This is a genomic window from Xinfangfangia pollutisoli (genome assembly GCF_020179405.1).
In the GTDB taxonomy this organism is placed as follows: domain Bacteria; phylum Pseudomonadota; class Alphaproteobacteria; order Rhodobacterales; family Rhodobacteraceae; genus Pseudogemmobacter; species Pseudogemmobacter pollutisoli.
In genome coordinates this window covers 12,123-28,159 of record NZ_JAICBZ010000006.1, presented here as the reverse complement: position 1 = coordinate 28,159, position 16,037 = coordinate 12,123, and the positions used below count along the sequence as shown (strand labels likewise).

Genomic DNA, 16,037 nt, shown 5'->3' with positions numbered 1-16,037 from the left:
CACAAAGGAAAATTCTCGATCTAGGGCGCCATGAAGAAGGCTTATGTTGCGGCTGCCATAGCGACGCTACTGGCAATTCTAGGGATTATGGGGAGCCTATGGGATTTATCGGAAAAGATTTCCGCTAGGTTTCCGCAAATTGAACCATTCATCTGGATTATTGAGTTTGGTTTCTCCAGCATACTCGTCATTCTTTGCGTTAGCGTATTAATCTATATCTTCTGGACTGTAATTTCAATCTCTCGCGAGAAGCTCAAGGCGCCAAGCAATTTTCAGCATTTTGCATTGGATATCCCTAAGGCGGCTGAATTGCAGGAGCTTCACGCTCTTTACACCTCTAGCACCGACGGCCGAGTAACAGTTGAAGGCTCAGTTTCAATTTACAATCACTGCAGGAAGAGCTTCCATGCAATTAGAGATACACGCAGTGGCAAGTTTGTCGGATACTTCATAGTCCTTCCCTTAAGCAACGCTGGCGTTAGTGCGATTGAAGGGCGTTCCTTCGATGCCGCGGGGGCCGATTGCCTCAACTACTTCAGCAAGCGTTTCTCATCACGCTGCGCGGCATATATTGGGGCCATTATCGTCGACAAGGACGCGATCTACGCAAAAGCTTTCGCGTTAAATCAACTCAAGGAATTCATCGCAAAGAAGCACTTTTCAGTGATTTACGCGCGAGCATCAACAAAAGATGGGCTTCGGCTCGTAACTCAATCAAATTTTTCCCCTGTCTTTCCCGAGGATAAATTTTCTTTGGGTGTTATCTTTAAACGAGCAATGCCTTAGCGCAATTGCCCCCTAATAATTACGACAATCTTTCTGCTCAGCGTCTGCCCCAGAAACGTAGTCTCCCGCTTCCAAATCCCCGTCGGCCCTACGCTCAGCAAGGAGCGCCGCCGCTCGCGCCGCGAGCCGGTTCACCTAAACCCCTCCCGCGCTGCAATATCCTCCAGCCCCCGCTTGTGCCGGCGGAGCACCTTCACCGCGATGCGTTTCCTGTCTCCCATGCCCCAACCCGACATGATCCCCGTAGGGTGCGAATTCATGACGCACCTCTTTGGTGGGCGATACTCGCGCAACGCGTAGGGTGTGCCTTCACCACACACCTTTTCGGCAAGCATCCACAGCGCCCCACCCCACCCGTGGGTCGAGATTCACCCCGGCTCCCTCCCCCTACGGGCACCCATTGCAACCTCACTCTCCCGCTCAATCCTTACCAAACCCTGAATTCCACCGACCCAACCCGTTGATTTCCCTCACACCACAGCTTGTCTCACCGTGAGACACCCCTCCCCCCGCTTGACTTCCCCGCCAAAATCCCCCATCTCCCCCCAGTCCGAAGCCCGTGCCGCGTGAGCACCGAAAGGCCCGGACACAGGTTCCCACCATCACGCAGGGGCGCCGACGGCGCGCACGGTCAACGGAAATCTCCGGGGGCGAGGGCGCGGCGTCCCTGATCTATGGACGGACCCATGACCAATTCCCCCTCGACCACCCTTTCCAGCTCGACCAGCTTTGCCGATCTCGGCCTGTCGCCGCGCATTCTGAAGGCGCTGGAATCCACCCATCTGAAGACGCCCACGCCGATTCAGGCGCAGGCGATCCCGCATATCATGGCGGGCCGCGACCTGATGGGGCTGGCACAGACCGGCACCGGCAAGACCGCCGCCTTCGGCCTGCCGCTTCTGCACCGCATCCTGGATATCGGCCATCCGCCGGGGCCCAAGCATATCCGCGCCCTGATCCTGGTGCCGACGCGCGAACTCGCCACCCAGATCAAGGACAATCTGGAAACCTTCACCAAGGGCACCGCCGTCAAGGTGGTGATGGTCGTCGGCGGCGCCTCGGTCAACCGCCAGGCCCAGGCGCTGACCCGCGGCGCCGATGTGCTGGTGGCCACCCCCGGCCGGCTGATCGACCTGATCGAGCGCGGCGACGTGATCCTGGAGCGCTGCGCCTACCTTGTCCTCGACGAGGCCGACCACATGCTGGACATGGGCTTCATCCATTCCCTGCGCCGCATCGCCAAGCATATCCCGCTGAAGCGGCAGACGATGATGTTCTCGGCCACCATGCCGAAGGACATCACCGAAATCGCCGACACCTATCTGCGCGATCCGGTCAAGGTGCAGGTGGCCCCCCCGGGCAAGCCCGCCGAAAAGGTGACGCAGGGCGTGCATTACATTCCGAACGGCGACAAGGCGAAGCTGCTGGAAGAGTATCTCAAGACCCATCCGGGCGAGCAGGCTCTGGTCTTCTCGCGCACCAAGCATGGCGCCGACAAGCTGGCCAAGGTGCTGGGGCAATGGGGCTTCGAGGTGGGCGCCATCCATGGCAACCGCAGCCAGAACCAGCGCGACCGCATCCTGACCGAGTTCAAGGCCGGCGAAGTGGATGTGCTGGTCGCCACCGACGTGGCCGCCCGCGGCATCGACATCCCGACCGTCCGGCATGTGTACAATTACGACATGCCGAATGTGCCCGAGAATTACGTCCACCGCATCGGCCGCACCGCGCGGGCGGGGGCCGAGGGCTCGTCGATCAGCTTCTGCGCGCCGGCCGAGATGGGCGAGCTGCAGGCGATCGAGAAGCTGCTGAAGAAGCCGCTGCCGGTGATCGGCGGCGCGCCCTGGGCGGCCGATGTGGTGGCCGCGGCACCGAAGCCCGGGCAGAACCGCGGCAACCGCCAGGGCCAGGGCGGGCGGCAGGGCCAGAAGCTGGCCGCCTCGCCCACGCGGGCCGGCGGCAAGCCGCAGGGCCAACGAGCGCAGGGGCAAAGGCCGCAGGGTGCGGCCCCGCAAGGCGCCAAGCCGCAGGCCGGCCGCCCCGGCCAGAAGCCGCGGCCGCAGGGCGGCGCGACCGCCCCGAAGCGGCGGCCTAGCTGACCTCGTCTTCGAGGTTCAGCTTCATGTCCAGAAGCACCTGCTGCAGCGCGAGCGTCTCGCGCAGCATGCGCTTGGCCTCGTTCACGCTGATCTTGCCATCGGCAATCGCCTGATTGTACTCGCTCATCAGCATGGCAAAGCGCTGCGCCAGGGCGACCACGTCCTGGTTCACCCCCTTGCTTTGTGAATTGTGCCGCTCGGCATCATAGCTGAGCGTCACCCCTTTCAGATCGGCCAGCGCCGAAGTCACATGCGGGAAACGCGCGGCGGATTCCAGCGCCGCGACAACGTCGATCGGCATGAAGCGGTCGTCATGCTCGTCGCTGTCGGAATAGTAGCGCCCCAGCGTCGCCTTGGATTTTCCGGTCAGCGCGCAGGCCGCTTCAATCCCGACGTCTTTCACCAGGGCTTCGGTGTGTTTTTTCAGATAGCTTGCAGCAGACATCAGCCTCTCCAGGGTCCGGCCGGAAATGCAACCGGGGGAAATCGTTAAGAGTTTTCCCATTAATTTCGTGTTAGGGAATTGTCATTCATAAAAGCGTCCCGGGCGACCGGGATCGTAGCGAGTGGTCGGCGCCCCCAGCGCCGGCTTGGGTGGGGGTTCGCGGGGCGGCGTCGAAATTGACGCCGACGGTTCCGTCTTGGGTTCAAGGTGCGGCAGGGTCTCCTGTCTTGTCAATGGTGCGACGGGCCGACGGCCCCCTCCCGTTTTCTTTGCGGCGAGGGGCAGGCGTGGCTTTTCGGGCCCCCTGCCCCTCGCGCGCGGGGGCGGGCTTCGGGGCGGCGCGGCTCTTGCACACGGGCCCTGCCCCGGCTAGGCCACGGCCATGGCGAAGCTGTATTTTCATTACTCGACGATGAATGCGGGCAAATCGACCCTGCTTCTGCAGGCGGCCCACAATTACCGCGAAGGCGGGATGGAGACGTTCCTGCTGACCGCGCGGCTGGACACCCGCGCCGGAGAAGGCCGGATCGGCAGCCGGATCGGCATCGGCGCCGCGGCGCAGACCTTCGGCCCAGGCGATGACATGTTTGCCCTGCTCGCTGCCCGTCTGGACCAGGGTCCGGTCGCCTGCGTTTTCATCGACGAGGCGCAGTTCCTGACCAAGGCGCAGGTCTGGCAACTGGCGCGCGCCGTCGACGATCTGGGCGTGCCGGTCATGTGCTACGGCCTGCGGGTGGATTTTCAGGGCAACCTGTTTCCCGGCTCGGCCGCGCTGCTGGCCTGGGCCGATGAAATGCGCGAGGTGCGCACGATCTGCCATTGCGGCAAGAAGGCCACGATGGTCATCCGCCGCGGCCCCGATGGCAAAGCCCTGCAGGCAGGGGATCAGGTGCAGATCGGCGGCAATGAAACCTATCAAAGCCTGTGCCGCCGGCATTGGCGCGAAGCGATGGCCGAGGCGTAAGCACGGGTTTCTTCAAAGAAACCTGAAAATTCTTCCGAAAGACCGGACTCAGCCTTCCTGCGCCTGGGCGCGCAGCGCGATCATCGTGCCGGCCAGCGCGATCAGCGCCAACCCCGCCCAGGCCCAGCCGGTCAGCACCTCGTCCCAGATCACCCAGCCCCAGAAGGCCGAGGCCGGCAGGATCGCATATTCGATCACCCCCGCCCGCCCGGCATCGGTCAGCTGATAGCCGCGGATCATCAGCCCGACGCCCAGAAGCGACCCCGCCGCCTGGACCAGCGTCCAGATCCAGAAAGCGGCCGGCGGCCAGACCGGGCCGCGCAGCACGAAGCCCTCGGCCCCTTCGGGCACCGGCAGCGGCACCAGCATCAGCACCGCCATGCCCAGCGCCCCGAAGATCCCCAGCGCGGCGAAAAACCCCGCCAGCAGCACCTCGGCCCGCTCGCCCTCGCACCATTGCCGCGTGGCGATGTTGCCCAGCGCATACAGCGCCCCCGCCGCAATCGGCATCAGGGCCGCGGGCGAGGCCGAGCCCAGCGCCTCGGGGCCCAGAACCAGCAGCACGCCGGCAAAGCCCAGACCCACCGCGGCGATCCGCACCGGGCCGATGCGCTGGCCAAAGGCAAAGCGCGAAATCAGCAGCACGAAGATCGGCGCGGTGAACAGCCCCGCCGCCACCATGGCGACCGGCAGAAAGGCCAGCGCGCCGAAATAGATCACCATGGCCGAGCCATGGATGGCCGAACGCAGCGCCACCGCGCGCAAGTTCTTGGCCCGCAGCACCAGCCCCACGGCCGGCGCCACCGCCACCAGCAGCGCCAGCGCCAGGACGCTGCGCGTCGCATGGAACTGCCACAGCCCCGCATCCTGCGCGATGATGCGCACGAAATTGTCGGTAAAGCCGATGATCGCGGCATAGGTCAGGATCAGCCCTGCGGCGGCGAGGGTGCGGTCGGGGGGGCTTGTCACTGTGCTTCTTGCGTCATCTTGCGTCTTCCGGTGGCAGATAAGCCTGTTAAACTCGGTCCTGCGCGCCGGAAAACGACGCTGGAAAGCGAAATGGCCTTTTCCGCGCAAGGGAATGAGGGAGATCGGGAAATGGGCTGGCTGCCGGACGAAAGCGGGCTTGAGAAATGCGCGGCGAATTATGCGGCCCTGACGCCGCTGTCGCATCTGAAACGCGCGGCCCAGGTGCATTCCGATCGCACGGCGCTGGTCTGGAAGGATATCCGCCTGTCCTATGCCGACTATGCCGATCGGGTCACGCGCCTGGCCTCGGGCCTGGCGCGGCGCGGCATCGCGCCGGGCGATGTGGTGGCCACCCTTCTGCCGAACATCCCCGCCCAGGCCGAGGCGCATTTCGGCGTGCCGGCCTGCGGGGCGGTGCTGAACACGATCAACACGCGGCTCGATGCCGATACGGTCGCCTATATCTTCGGCCATGCCAGCGCGAAGATGGTGATCGTCGACACCGCGCTGATCCCGCTGGCCGAGGCCGCGATCAAGCTGATGCAAGGCTCTGCCCCGCAAATCGTCGAGGCGCCGGACCGCGGCTTTACGGCGACGGGCCATTACCTGACCTATGAGGAATTGATCGCCGAAGGCAGCGCGGATTTCGCCTGGGTGATGCCGGAAGACGAATGGGAATCGATTGCGATCAATTACACCTCGGGCACGACCGGGCGGCCCAAGGGCGTGGTCTATCACCATCGCGGCGCCTATCTGGCCGGAATGGGCAATCTGATCGCCTGGCGGATGCAGCTTTTCCCGGTCTATCTGACCATCGTGCCGCTGTTTCACTGCAATGCCTGGTGCCACCCCTGGATGCTGCCGATGCTGGGCGGCACCATGGTCTGCTGTCGCGACATCACCGCCAAGGCGATCTATGACGCCATCGCCGATGAGGGCGTAACGCATTTCGGCGGCGCGCCGATCGTTCTGAACATGATCGTCAATGCCAGGCCCGAGGACCGCCGCGCCTTCGACCATGTGGTCGAGGTCCTCACCGCCGGCGCGCCGCCGCCCGCAGCCACTCTGGCCGCCTTCGAACCCTTGGGCTTCAACGTGACCCAGGTCTATGGCCTGACCGAAACCTACGGCCCCTCGACCGAATGCCTTTGGCAGCCCGGCTGGGCCGGGATCGAGGGCGAGGAACGCGCCGACCTGAAATCGCGCCAGGGCGTGCCGATGGCGATGCTGGACGGCGCCGAAGTGCATGATCCGAACGGTGCCCCGGTCGAAAAGGACGGCCGCCATCTGGGCGAAATCGCCCTGCGCGGCAATCTGGTGATGAAGGGCTATTACCGCAATCCCGACGCCACGGCCGAGGCCTTCCAGGGCGGCTGGTTCCGGTCGGGCGATATCGCGATCCAATATCCCGACGGCTATCTGAAAATCACCGACCGGGCGAAGGACATCATCATCTCGGGCGGCGAGAATGTCTCGTCGGTCGAGGTCGAGGGCGTGTTGATGAAACACCCCGCCGTGTCGCTTTGCGCGGTGGTGGCCAAGCCCGATGACAAATGGGGCGAGGTGCCCTGCGCCTTTGTCGAATTGAAGCCCGGGGCGTCCGTCACGGCGGACGAGCTGATCGCGCATTGCCGCAGCCAGCTGGCCGGGTTCAAATGCCCCAAGCTGGTCCTGTTCCACGATCTTCCGAAAACCTCGACCGGAAAGATCCAGAAATTCGAACTCAGGGCCGTGGCCAAGCTGATCTGATTGTGGCCGGGCGCCCGGGGCGTTAGGGTGGCCGCAAAGGCAGGGCAGCAACGGCCGATGACGGCGCTGAAGAAGTATCAGAAACTGGAATGCACGGGGCTTTGGCGCGACAGCCCCGAAGGCCAGCGGCGCGAGGTTGTCGTGCGGCTGGGCGATGCCACGCTGATGCTGTCCGAACCGCGCTCGGGCGTGGTGGTGTCGCATTGGTCGCTGCCGGCGGTGACGCGGGTGAACCCCGGCCAGCGCCCGGCGATCTTCGCCCCCGATGGCGACGGGGCCGAGACGCTGGAGCTGGAAGAAGACGAGATGATCGCCGCGCTGAAGACGGTGCAGGTGGCGCTGCGCCAGGCCCGGCCGCATCCCGGCCGGCTGCGCGGCGTGCTGATCGGCGGCGCGACGGCGGTGATCCTGGGCGTCGCCGTCCTGGTGCTGCCGGGGGTGCTGGTCTCGCATACGGCCAAGGTCATGCCGGCGGCAAAACGGGCCGAGATCGGCCAGCGGGCGCTGGATGACGTGACGCGGCTGACCGGCACGCCCTGCGATGGCGCCCTGGGCCTGCCGGCGCTGGCGGCCCTGTCGGAACGGGTCTTCGGCCCCGAGGATACGCCGATCCTCTATATCCTGCCCGAAGGACTGACCCGCCCCGCCCATCTGCCGGGCGGCGTCATCCTGCTGCCCCGCAGCCTGATCGAGCTTGAGGCCCCCGATGCCCTTGCCGGCGCCGCCCTGGCCGAGGGCGTGGCGGCGGGCCTGCACGATCCGGTGGTGCCGATCCTTGACCATGCCGGGCTGCGCGCCAGTTTCGATCTGCTGACCTCGGGCACGCTGCCCGCCGATGCGCTGGACGGCTATGGCGAGGCCTTCCTGCGCGCCGCCGGTGACCGGGTGCCGGATGCCCAGCTGATCGAGGCCTTCGAGGCGGCGCAGGTGCCGCTGACCCCCTATGCGCGCTGGCTGGACCCGTCGGGCGACAACACCAAGGGGCTGATCGCCGGCGATCCGTTCAAGGGGCTGATCCAAAGTCCGCTTCTGCCCGATGACGACTGGATCGCGCTGCAATCGGTCTGCGCGGGCTGACCGCCCCCGGGGCCACGGAAAAGGGCCCGCAAGGCGGGCCCTTGGATTATCGAAGAAAATCCGCGCCTTACTGCACGATCACCGCATCCGAGAAGCCGGCGCCCCGCGCCGCCGACAAGGCGGCCTTGGCCTCGGCAGCCGAGCCATAGGGGCCGGCGAACACGACCTGCAGGCTGCCGCCCTTGGCCTTGCCGCGCGCAACCTTCAGCCCCAGGCCCTTCAGCCGTCCCGCGGCGCGATCGGCATTGGCGGCCACGCCGAAGCTGCCGACCTGCACGAAAAGCCGCGTCCCGGCCGCGACGGCCGGCGCGTCTTTCGCCGGCGCCTTGGCGGCCGCCCTGGGCGTGGCCTTGGCCACCGCCACCGGCGCCGCCTTCGCCGCGGGCGCAACCCCGGCCTTCGGATCGGATTTGGTCGATTTCACCACCGCCGGCGGCAGGGTCATCACCTTGCCATTGTCCAGCTGCACCACCCGCTGCCCATCGCCCTTGGTCGACAGGACCACGCCGTCGTGGCGGATCTCGCTGCCATCGGCGCGACGGACCACGATGGTCAGCGGCGCCTTCGGCTTGCCCCAATCCTCGCGCAGCACCATCGGTGTCGTGCGGGTCCAGATCTGGTCCTGGGCCAGCACGCCCGCCACGGTCTGCTTGCCGCGATTGGGGTTCAGCCGGTCATCCTTCCAGGCCGCCTTGTAGCCTGCGGGCGGGTTCGGATCGGGCAGCTTGGCCGATTTCGTTGCCGCCACCACCGCATCGCCCTTGGGCGCCGAGACCGCACCGCCCGAGGAGACCGCCTTCGGCCCCGCCCCGGCCGCGACCCAGGCATCATAGCCGGTCGGATAGCCCGCCGTGCTGCCCGCCACCAGAACCGGGAAATTCGCCCCGTCCAGCGAGCCATCGCCCTTGGTGCACATCACCTTGCTGCCGCCACCGCGGATCTCGAACCGCTCGGCCATCGGCGTCTCGGCCGGGCAGGCCAGGCGATAGCCGGTCTGTCCGCCCGGCACGGCGGGCACGCCCGAAACCTCGGCCGTGGCCGCCCGCTCGGTCGGGGTCACCGGACGCACCGCTTCGGGCGCGGGGGCGGGTTTTGCGGCCGCAGCCACCGGAGCCATGACGACCGGCGCCGCCACAGGCGCCGGCGCGGGCGCCGCAGCCGGAGGCGCGGCCTCGGCCACTTCGACCGTTCCGCCCGATTTCGGATAGCCGCACAGCTGCTTGCGGTCGCGGCTGACCCGCGGCACCCAGGTCACCTGCCCGCCATAGCCCGCGCGCAGGAACACACAGCCGCGGCTGTCGACATATTGTTGCCCCTGATAGGACGCCGGCGGCAGCTCTGCCGGCCCCTTCAGATCGGCGAAAGCGGGCGCAGCCCCAAAGACAGCCGCCAGAACCGCGGCCGACAGACGAAAACCAGACATCACTACCCCCAAGTAGCTTTGGGCGATAGTGATGCATCACTGTTTCCAAGTCAAAGGGGAAACACCCCTTATTTCGTACCAAACATGCGGTCGCCCGCATCCCCTAGTCCTGGCACGATATAGCCATGGTCGTTCAGATGGCTGTCCAGCGCCGCCGTCACGATCGGCACATCGGGATGTTCGGCCTTCATCCGCGCCACGCCCTCGGGTGCAGCCAGCAGGCAGAGGAAACGGATATCCTTGGCCCCCGCCTGTTTCAGCAGGCTGGTCGCCGCGGCGCTGGAATTGCCGGTGGCCAGCATCGGATCGACCACGATCGACACCCGTTCGTCCAGGTGATCGGGCAGCTTGCAGTAATATTGCACCGGCTGCAGCGTCGCCGGATCGCGGTAAAGCCCGACAAAGCCCACCCTTGCCGCCGGGATCAGTTCCAGGATCCCGTCCAACAGCCCGTTGCCCGCCCGCAGGATCGAGATCAGCGCCAGCTTCTTGCCGTCGATCGTCGGCGCATCCATCGGCTGCAGCGGCGTCTCGATCTGCTTCGTGGTCATCGGCAATTCGCGCGTGACCTCATAGGCCAGCAACAGGCTGATCTCGCGCAACAGCTGGCGGAAGCTGGCGGTCGAGGTGTCCTTCTCGCGCATCAATGTCAGCTTGTGGCTGACCAGCGGATGGGAAACGACGGTCAGATGGTCCGGCATGTCAGCGCTCCAATAGCTTGGCGATCCTGGCTTTCGTATCGGCATCGCAAAAGGCCGCGTCAAGCGAGGCCTTGGCGATCTTGTCGAACTGCCCCTCATCCCAGTCGAAGGCGCGGTGCAGCGCCTCGTATTCCCGCGCCATGGTGGTGTGGAAGAAGGGCGGGTCATCGGTCGAGACGGTGACCTTCACCCCCCGCCGGTCCAGTTCGGCAATCGGATGGGCGCGGAACGACGGGTAAAGCCCCAAGGCGACATTCGAGCCGGGGCAGACCTCCAGCACCGTGCCGCGCTCGGCCAGTTCATCGACCAAAGCCAGGTCCTCGATCGCCCGCACGCCATGGCCCAGCCGTTCGGGCGCCAGCGCGGCCAGCGTGTCGCGAATGCCCTGCGGCCCGCGCCATTCCCCGGCATGGGCGGTGATCCGCAAGCCCGCCTCGCGCGCGCAATCGAAGGCCCAGACAAAGTCCTTCGGCTCCGCCGTCTTCTCATCGCCGGCGATGCCGAAACCCACCAGCCAGTCGCCCGCGGTTTCCGCGGCGCACAGCGCCGTTTCGCGCGCCTTGTCGGGGCCGAAATGCCGAATGCAGGTGACGATGCCGCGCAGGGTGATGCCCAGCGTCCGCTCGGCCTGATCGGCCGCATCGCGGATCGCCGCCAGATAATCGCGCCACGCCGCCACATCGCGCCCGCCGCAGAAATCCGGCGACAGGAAGCATTCGCTGTAAACCACGCCCGAAGCGGCGCTTTCCTCCAGCACCGCCAAAGTCAGCCGCCGGTAATCCTCGGGCGAGCGCAACACCGATGTTGCCGTCTCATAGACCTTCAGGAAATGCCAGAAATCCTTGTAGGAATAGGCGCCGCGCGCATCGAAGATGCCCGAGATATCCTCTTTCTTCTCGGCCGCCATGCCCCGCACGAAGGCCGGCGGCGCCGCCCCTTCCAGATGCAGATGCAACTCCACTTTCGGAAGCTCTTTCATCTCCCGCCTTCCTCTCTGCAAAAATATCCCACGGGGGTCCGGGGGTGTGAAACCCCCGGGGGCCGGTCACAGGAACGACCGCCCCGGCCCCTGCCCCGCCACGCCCAGATGCGCGGCGATGCTGGCCCCCACATCGACATAGCCGCGCAGCCCCACCGCGCGCGGACCCAGCCCCCAGCCCACGACCGGCACCCGTTCGCGGGTGTGATCGGTGCCCGACCAGGTCGGGTCATTGCCGTGATCGGCAGTGAAGATCGCCAGATCGCCGGGGCGCAGCGTCGCCAGAAACCGCGGCAGGGCGGCGTCGAACCATTCCAGATGGCGGGCATAGCCGGCCACATCGCGCGGATGGCCATACAGGCTGTCAAACTCGACGAAGTTCGCAAATGTCAAGGAACCAGGCTCGGCCTCGGCGCCCAGCCGCGTCAGATGTTCGAAAAGGTCAGCATCGGATTTGCCCTTCCACAGCTTGCCGATGCCGCGCATGGAAAAGATGTCGCCGATCTTGCCCACGGCATGGGTCGCGCGGCCCGCATCGGCCACCCAGTCCAGCAGCGTGGGCGAAGGCGGCGCGATGGCATAGTCGTGCCGGTTGGCGGTGCGGCGGAAATCGTCGCAGGTGCCGGTGAAGGGACGCGCGATCACGCGGCCCACCTTCATCGCATGCAGCGTCGGCGCCAGCGCCTGGCACAGGGCCAGCAGCCGGTCCAGCCCGAACCAGTCTTCATGCGCGGCGATCTGAAACACCGAATCCGCCGAGGTGTAGCAGATCGGCCAGCCCGTCCGTTTATGCTCGGCGCAATAGCGCGCGATCACCGGCATGCCCGAGGCGTGGCAATTGCCCAGGATCCCCTCGGTCCCGGCCAGCCGGCAGACCTCGGCCACCAGCTCGGACGGAAAGGCCGGCACGGTGTCGGGAAAATAGCTCCAGTCCCAGGGCACCGGCACGCCCGCCAATTCCCAATGGCCCGAGGGCGTGTCCTTGCCCGGCGAGACTTCCTCGGCCGCGCCCCACAGGCCCTGCGGCACCGCGCCAAGCCCCGGCGCGTCAAAGCCCGAGGCCAGCTTCACCGCCGCGCCCAGCCCCAAGGCGTCCAGGTTCGGCAGGTGCAAGGGCCCCGAACGCCCAACCTCGGCCCGCCCCGCCGCGCATTCGGCGGCGATATGGCCCAGCGTATTCGCGCCCGCATCGCCAAAATCCGCGGCATCGGGTGCGCCGCCCGCGCCCACGGAATCGAGGACGACCAGAAAGGCCCGGGATCCTGGCGCGCTCATCAGCCGATCCTCTTCAACACCAAAGGCGGCTCTTCCGGCATCGCCGCACCGACCCGATAGGCCGCCTGCACCGCGCGCACCGCCGCCTGGGCGGCATCGATACTGGTTGCATGCACCATGGCCAGCGGCACGCCGGCGCCGGTTTCCTCGCCGATGCCGGCCAGATCCGACAGACCCACCGCCGGGTTGATCCGGTCGCCGTCGCGCAGCCGGCCGCCGCCCAGATGCGCCACCGCATGGCCCAGCGCCCGCCCGTCGATCGCGGCGACATAGCCGTCTTCCAGCGCCGGCGCTTCCATCACCACCGGGGCCGAAGGCAGACGGTCGGGCCAGCGTTCGACGAAATCGGCCGGACCACCCTGGGCCGCGACCATGCGGCCGAAACATTCCGCCGCCTGGCCGGATTCCATCGCCTCGGCGATCCGCGCCGCGCCATCGGCCGGATCGGCGGCCAGTCCCGCCAGCGCCAGCACCTCGCCGCCCAGATCGGCGGTCAGATCCCACAGCGCGGAATTGACCGAGGTGCCGGTCAGCGTCTCCATCACCTCGATCACCTCAAGCGCATTGCCCGCGGCGGTGGCCAGGGGCTGCGACATGTCGGTGATCAAGGCGCTGGTCATGCAGCCCGCGCCCTGCGCCGTCGCGACCAGCGCGCGGGCCAGCGCCTCGGCCTCGTCCAGCGAGGCCATGAAGGCGCCCGAGCCGCATTTCACGTCCAGAACCAGTGCCTCCAGCCCGGCGGCCAGCTTTTTGGACAGGATCGAAGCGGTGATCAGGTCGATCGATTCCACCGTGCCCGAGATGTCGCGGATCGCGTAAAGCCGCCGGTCGGCCGGGGCCAGTTCGGCGCTGGCCGCGACGATGGCACAGCCGATCTCGGCCACCTGGGCGCGGAACTGATCCTCGCTCAGCCCGGTGCGAAAGCCGGGGATCGCCTCCAGCTTGTCCAGCGTGCCGCCGGTATGACCCAAGCCCCGGCCCGAGATCATCGGCACCGCCGCCCCGCAGCAGGCCAGGGCCGGTGCCAGCAGCAAGGACACGCAATCGCCGATCCCGCCGGTGGAATGCTTGTCCACCACGGGGTCTTCCAGATGCCAGACCATGGTTTTTCCGCTGTCGCGCATGGCCCGGGTCAGGGCGACGCGGCCCTCTTCGCCCAGGCCTTTCAGCAGAACCGCCATGGCGAAGGCCCCGGCCTGGGCATCACTCACCGCGCCCGAGGCCAGGCCCTGCGCGAACCAGCCCAGCTCTTCGGCCGTGGCGGGCCGCCCGTCGCGGATCTTGGCGATGATCTGGCGGGCATCCGGCTGCGCGGCCATCTTACGCCCGATCCATATGCGCGGCCGAGAAGACGCCCGGCAGCAATTCGGCCACCGTCACGGTCTTTTCCTTGCCATCGGTGGTGGCCATGGTCACCCGCACGTCGGGCCCGGCGAATTCGGCGATCTTCTGCCGGCAGCCACCGCAGCAGGGCACCGGCTCGGGGCTGTCGGCGATCACATAGACTTCGGCAATCTTGTAATCGCCCCCCGCGCACATGGCGGCAATCGCGCCCGCCTCGGCGCAGGTGCCTTCGGGATAGGCCACGTTTTCCACATTGCAGCCGGCATAGACCTTGCCCGAGGCCGCACGGATCGCCGCCCCGACCTTGAAGCGCGAATAGGGCACCCAGGCGCGTTCGCGCACCTCTGCCGCGGCTTTGGCCAAAGTCATGACGGGTCCTTTCCTGACCGGATGGTCAGAGGATGGCGCGAAGCCCGCCCGCCCGCAAGCCCGCCCTTCAGCGTCGGGCAAAGGCCGGCCCGCTTCGGTCCGGGGCGCGGGCCAATTCCGTTGCGCGCGCCTGCCCCGCCTGTTAGGCCCGGCGCATGCTGTCCTATCAACATGCCTTCCATGCCGGAAACCTGGCCGATGTGCAGAAGCACGCGCTTCTGGCCTGGGCGCTGGACTATCTGACCCGCAAGGACAAGCCGGTCTCGTATCTGGAAACCCATGCCGGGCGGGGCCTGTATCGGCTTTCGGCGCCCGAGGCGGAAAAGACCGGCGAGGCGGCGAAGGGCATTCTGGCCCATGCCGACTGGTTTCCCGCCGCCCATCCCTATGCCCAGCGCCTGGCCGAGACCCGGGCCATGCTGGGCGACGATGCCTATCCCGGCTCGCCGCTGATCGCGGCCATGACGCTGCGCGACATCGACCGGCTGCATCTGGCGGAACTGCATCCGCAGGAACATGCGGGGCTGGTGCAGGCGATGCAGGGCTGGGAGGCGGATATCCGCAAGCAGGACGGGTTCGAAATGGCGCTGTCGCTGTGCCCGCCCACGCCGCGGCGCGGGCTTTTGCTGTGCGATCCGTCCTTCGAGGTGAAGGAGGATTACGACCGCATCCCCAAGGTCTTTGCCGCGCTCGCGCGCAAATGGAACGTGGGCATCCTGGCGCTGTGGTATCCGATCCTGCGCGGCGGGCCGCATGGGCCGATGGTGGCCGCGCTGAAGGCGCAGCATGCCGATATCCTGGTGCATGAGGTGCGCTTTCCGCCCGCGCGCGACGGCCACCGGATGGAGGGCTCGGGGATGATCTTCGTCAACCCGCCCTTCGGCCTGGCCGATGAGGCCGCGCGGCTGAGCGCGCTGTACAAAGGGCTTCGATGACCGAGACCCTGGCCTTCCACACGCTGGATGTCTTCACCGACCGGCCCTTTGCCGGCAATCCGCTGGCGGTGGTGCTGGGCGCCGATGGGCTTTCGACTGCCCAGATGCTGATCCTCGCGCGGGAATTCAACCTGTCCGAGACGATCTTCGTCCAGCGCCCGCAGGATCCGGCCCATACGGCGCGGGTGCGCATCTTCTTTCCGACCGACGAGATCCCCTTTGCCGGCCATCCGACCATCGGCTGCGCCATCCATCTGGCCTGCGCGGATGAAGGCGGCGATTTCGACAAGGTCATCACGCTTGAGGAAGAAGCGGGGCTCGTGCCCGTCACGGTCCGCCGCCGCGGCGCGTCGGTCACGGCCGAGCTGACGGCGCCGGTCCTGCCCTATGCGGCCGGACAGGTGCCCGAGACGGGCCTCTTGGCCCAGGCGCTGGGGCTGACCGAGGCCGAGATCGGCCCTGACCGCCCGGGTTGCCAGGCAGGCGGCCCGCGCTTTCTGTATCTGCCCGTGCAGGGGCTTGATGCCCTGGCCCGCGCCCGGCCGCAGGAACCGGCCTGGTCTGCCGCCTGTGCAAAGGCGGGGGTGGATTCGATCTATCTTTATGTCCGCACCGACCCGCAGGCCTTCCGCTGCCGGATGTTCAGCCCCACCGCCGGCATCCCGGAAGACCCGGCCACCGGCTCGGCCGCAGCGCTTTTCGCGGCGCAACTTCTGGCCAATGGCCATCTGGCGCCCGGCACAACCCGGCTGGCGCTGACCCAGGGGGTCGAGATGGGGCGGCGGTCCGAGATCGGGCTGACGGTCGAGCTTGCCGAAGGCGCGCTGACCGCCGTGCGCATCGCCGGCAGCGCCGTGCCGCTGTCACAAGGCCGTATCCGGCGCCCAGAACCCGGTTGAGATCTGGCGCGGCCGCCCGCGCC

At 66.9% G+C, this 16,037-nt stretch carries 15 protein-coding genes; 7 read left to right on the top strand and 8 right to left on the bottom strand.

Annotation, left to right across the window (positions count from 1 at the left end; translation table 11 throughout):
• Positions 1-30: 30 nt before the first annotated feature.
• The gene (locus tag K1Y73_RS04140) at positions 31-786 is read left to right on the top strand and encodes a hypothetical protein (RefSeq protein WP_225026686.1); all 756 of its coding nucleotides are present in this window, start codon (positions 31-33) and stop codon (positions 784-786) included.
• Positions 787-1,472: 686 nt separating this feature from the next.
• Positions 1,473-2,885 (top strand): DEAD/DEAH box helicase, encoded by a 1,413-nt coding sequence (locus tag K1Y73_RS04135; RefSeq protein WP_225026684.1) that lies wholly within the window; start codon positions 1,473-1,475, stop codon positions 2,883-2,885.
• Here the strand turns inward: K1Y73_RS04135 and K1Y73_RS04130 are convergent.
• The gene (locus tag K1Y73_RS04130; RefSeq protein ID WP_225026682.1) at positions 2,878-3,330 is read right to left on the bottom strand and encodes a hypothetical protein; all 453 of its coding nucleotides are present in this window, start codon (positions 3,328-3,330) and stop codon (positions 2,878-2,880) included. The two genes, K1Y73_RS04135 and K1Y73_RS04130, sit on opposite strands and share 8 nt — an antisense overlap.
• Positions 3,331-3,712: 382 nt before the next feature.
• Between K1Y73_RS04130 and K1Y73_RS04125 the strand changes: the two genes are divergently transcribed.
• Entirely contained in the window at positions 3,713-4,294 is a 582-nt protein-coding gene (locus K1Y73_RS04125) for a thymidine kinase (protein ID WP_225026680.1), read from the top strand.
• 48 nt (positions 4,295-4,342) lie between these two features.
• Here the strand turns inward: K1Y73_RS04125 and K1Y73_RS04120 are convergent, their stop codons facing one another.
• Positions 4,343-5,263: a DMT family transporter gene (locus K1Y73_RS04120; RefSeq protein ID WP_225026678.1), complete on the bottom strand. Its 921-nt coding sequence runs from the start codon at positions 5,261-5,263 to the stop codon at positions 4,343-4,345.
• A 129-nt stretch (positions 5,264-5,392) separates the two neighbouring features.
• Here K1Y73_RS04120 and K1Y73_RS04115 point away from each other — a divergent pair, with 129 nt between their 5' ends.
• On the top strand, positions 5,393-7,012 hold the full coding sequence (locus K1Y73_RS04115) for an AMP-binding protein (RefSeq protein ID WP_225026677.1): 1,620 nt from the start codon (positions 5,393-5,395) through the stop codon (positions 7,010-7,012).
• Positions 7,013-7,069: 57 nt separating this feature from the next.
• Positions 7,070-8,089 carry a hypothetical protein gene (locus K1Y73_RS04110; protein ID WP_225026676.1) on the top strand — a complete coding sequence of 340 codons (1,020 nt, stop codon included), beginning with the start codon at positions 7,070-7,072 and terminating at the stop codon, positions 8,087-8,089.
• A 67-nt stretch (positions 8,090-8,156) separates the two neighbouring features.
• Here K1Y73_RS04110 and K1Y73_RS04105 read toward each other — a convergent pair whose 3' ends face one another.
• The 6 genes from K1Y73_RS04105 to K1Y73_RS04080 form a co-directional block, all read right to left on the bottom strand.
• Positions 8,157-9,512 (bottom strand): SPOR domain-containing protein, encoded by a 1,356-nt coding sequence (locus tag K1Y73_RS04105; protein ID WP_225026675.1) that lies wholly within the window; start codon positions 9,510-9,512, stop codon positions 8,157-8,159.
• A gap of 68 nt (positions 9,513-9,580) precedes the next feature.
• Positions 9,581-10,213 (bottom strand): uracil phosphoribosyltransferase, encoded by a 633-nt coding sequence (gene upp, locus K1Y73_RS04100; protein ID WP_225026674.1) that lies wholly within the window; start codon positions 10,211-10,213, stop codon positions 9,581-9,583.
• Position 10,214: 1 nt separating this feature from the next.
• Positions 10,215-11,192 (bottom strand): adenosine deaminase, encoded by a 978-nt coding sequence (locus K1Y73_RS04095; RefSeq protein ID WP_225026673.1) that lies wholly within the window; start codon positions 11,190-11,192, stop codon positions 10,215-10,217.
• Between the two features lie 66 nt (positions 11,193-11,258).
• Entirely contained in the window at positions 11,259-12,467 is a 1,209-nt protein-coding gene (locus tag K1Y73_RS04090; protein ID WP_225026672.1) for a phosphopentomutase, read from the bottom strand.
• On the bottom strand, positions 12,467-13,786 hold the full coding sequence (locus K1Y73_RS04085; RefSeq protein ID WP_225026670.1) for a thymidine phosphorylase: 1,320 nt from the start codon (positions 13,784-13,786) through the stop codon (positions 12,467-12,469). Before K1Y73_RS04085 ends, K1Y73_RS04090 begins: the two co-directional genes overlap by 1 nt.
• Before the next feature lies 1 nt (position 13,787).
• Positions 13,788-14,180, bottom strand: a complete 393-nt coding sequence (locus tag K1Y73_RS04080) for a cytidine deaminase (RefSeq protein WP_225026667.1) — start codon at positions 14,178-14,180, stop codon at positions 13,788-13,790.
• Positions 14,181-14,335: 155 nt separating this feature from the next.
• On the opposite strand from K1Y73_RS04080, the gene rlmJ reads away from it, so the two are divergent.
• Together rlmJ and K1Y73_RS04070 are read left to right on the top strand one after the other, a co-directional pair.
• Complete coding sequence (rlmJ, locus tag K1Y73_RS04075) at positions 14,336-15,115, top strand: 23S rRNA (adenine(2030)-N(6))-methyltransferase RlmJ (RefSeq protein ID WP_225026665.1); 780 nt, start codon at positions 14,336-14,338, stop codon at positions 15,113-15,115.
• Positions 15,112-16,014: a PhzF family phenazine biosynthesis protein gene (locus K1Y73_RS04070; RefSeq protein ID WP_225026663.1), complete on the top strand. Its 903-nt coding sequence runs from the start codon at positions 15,112-15,114 to the stop codon at positions 16,012-16,014. Before rlmJ ends, K1Y73_RS04070 begins: the two co-directional genes overlap by 4 nt.
• Positions 16,015-16,037 lie beyond the last annotated feature (23 nt).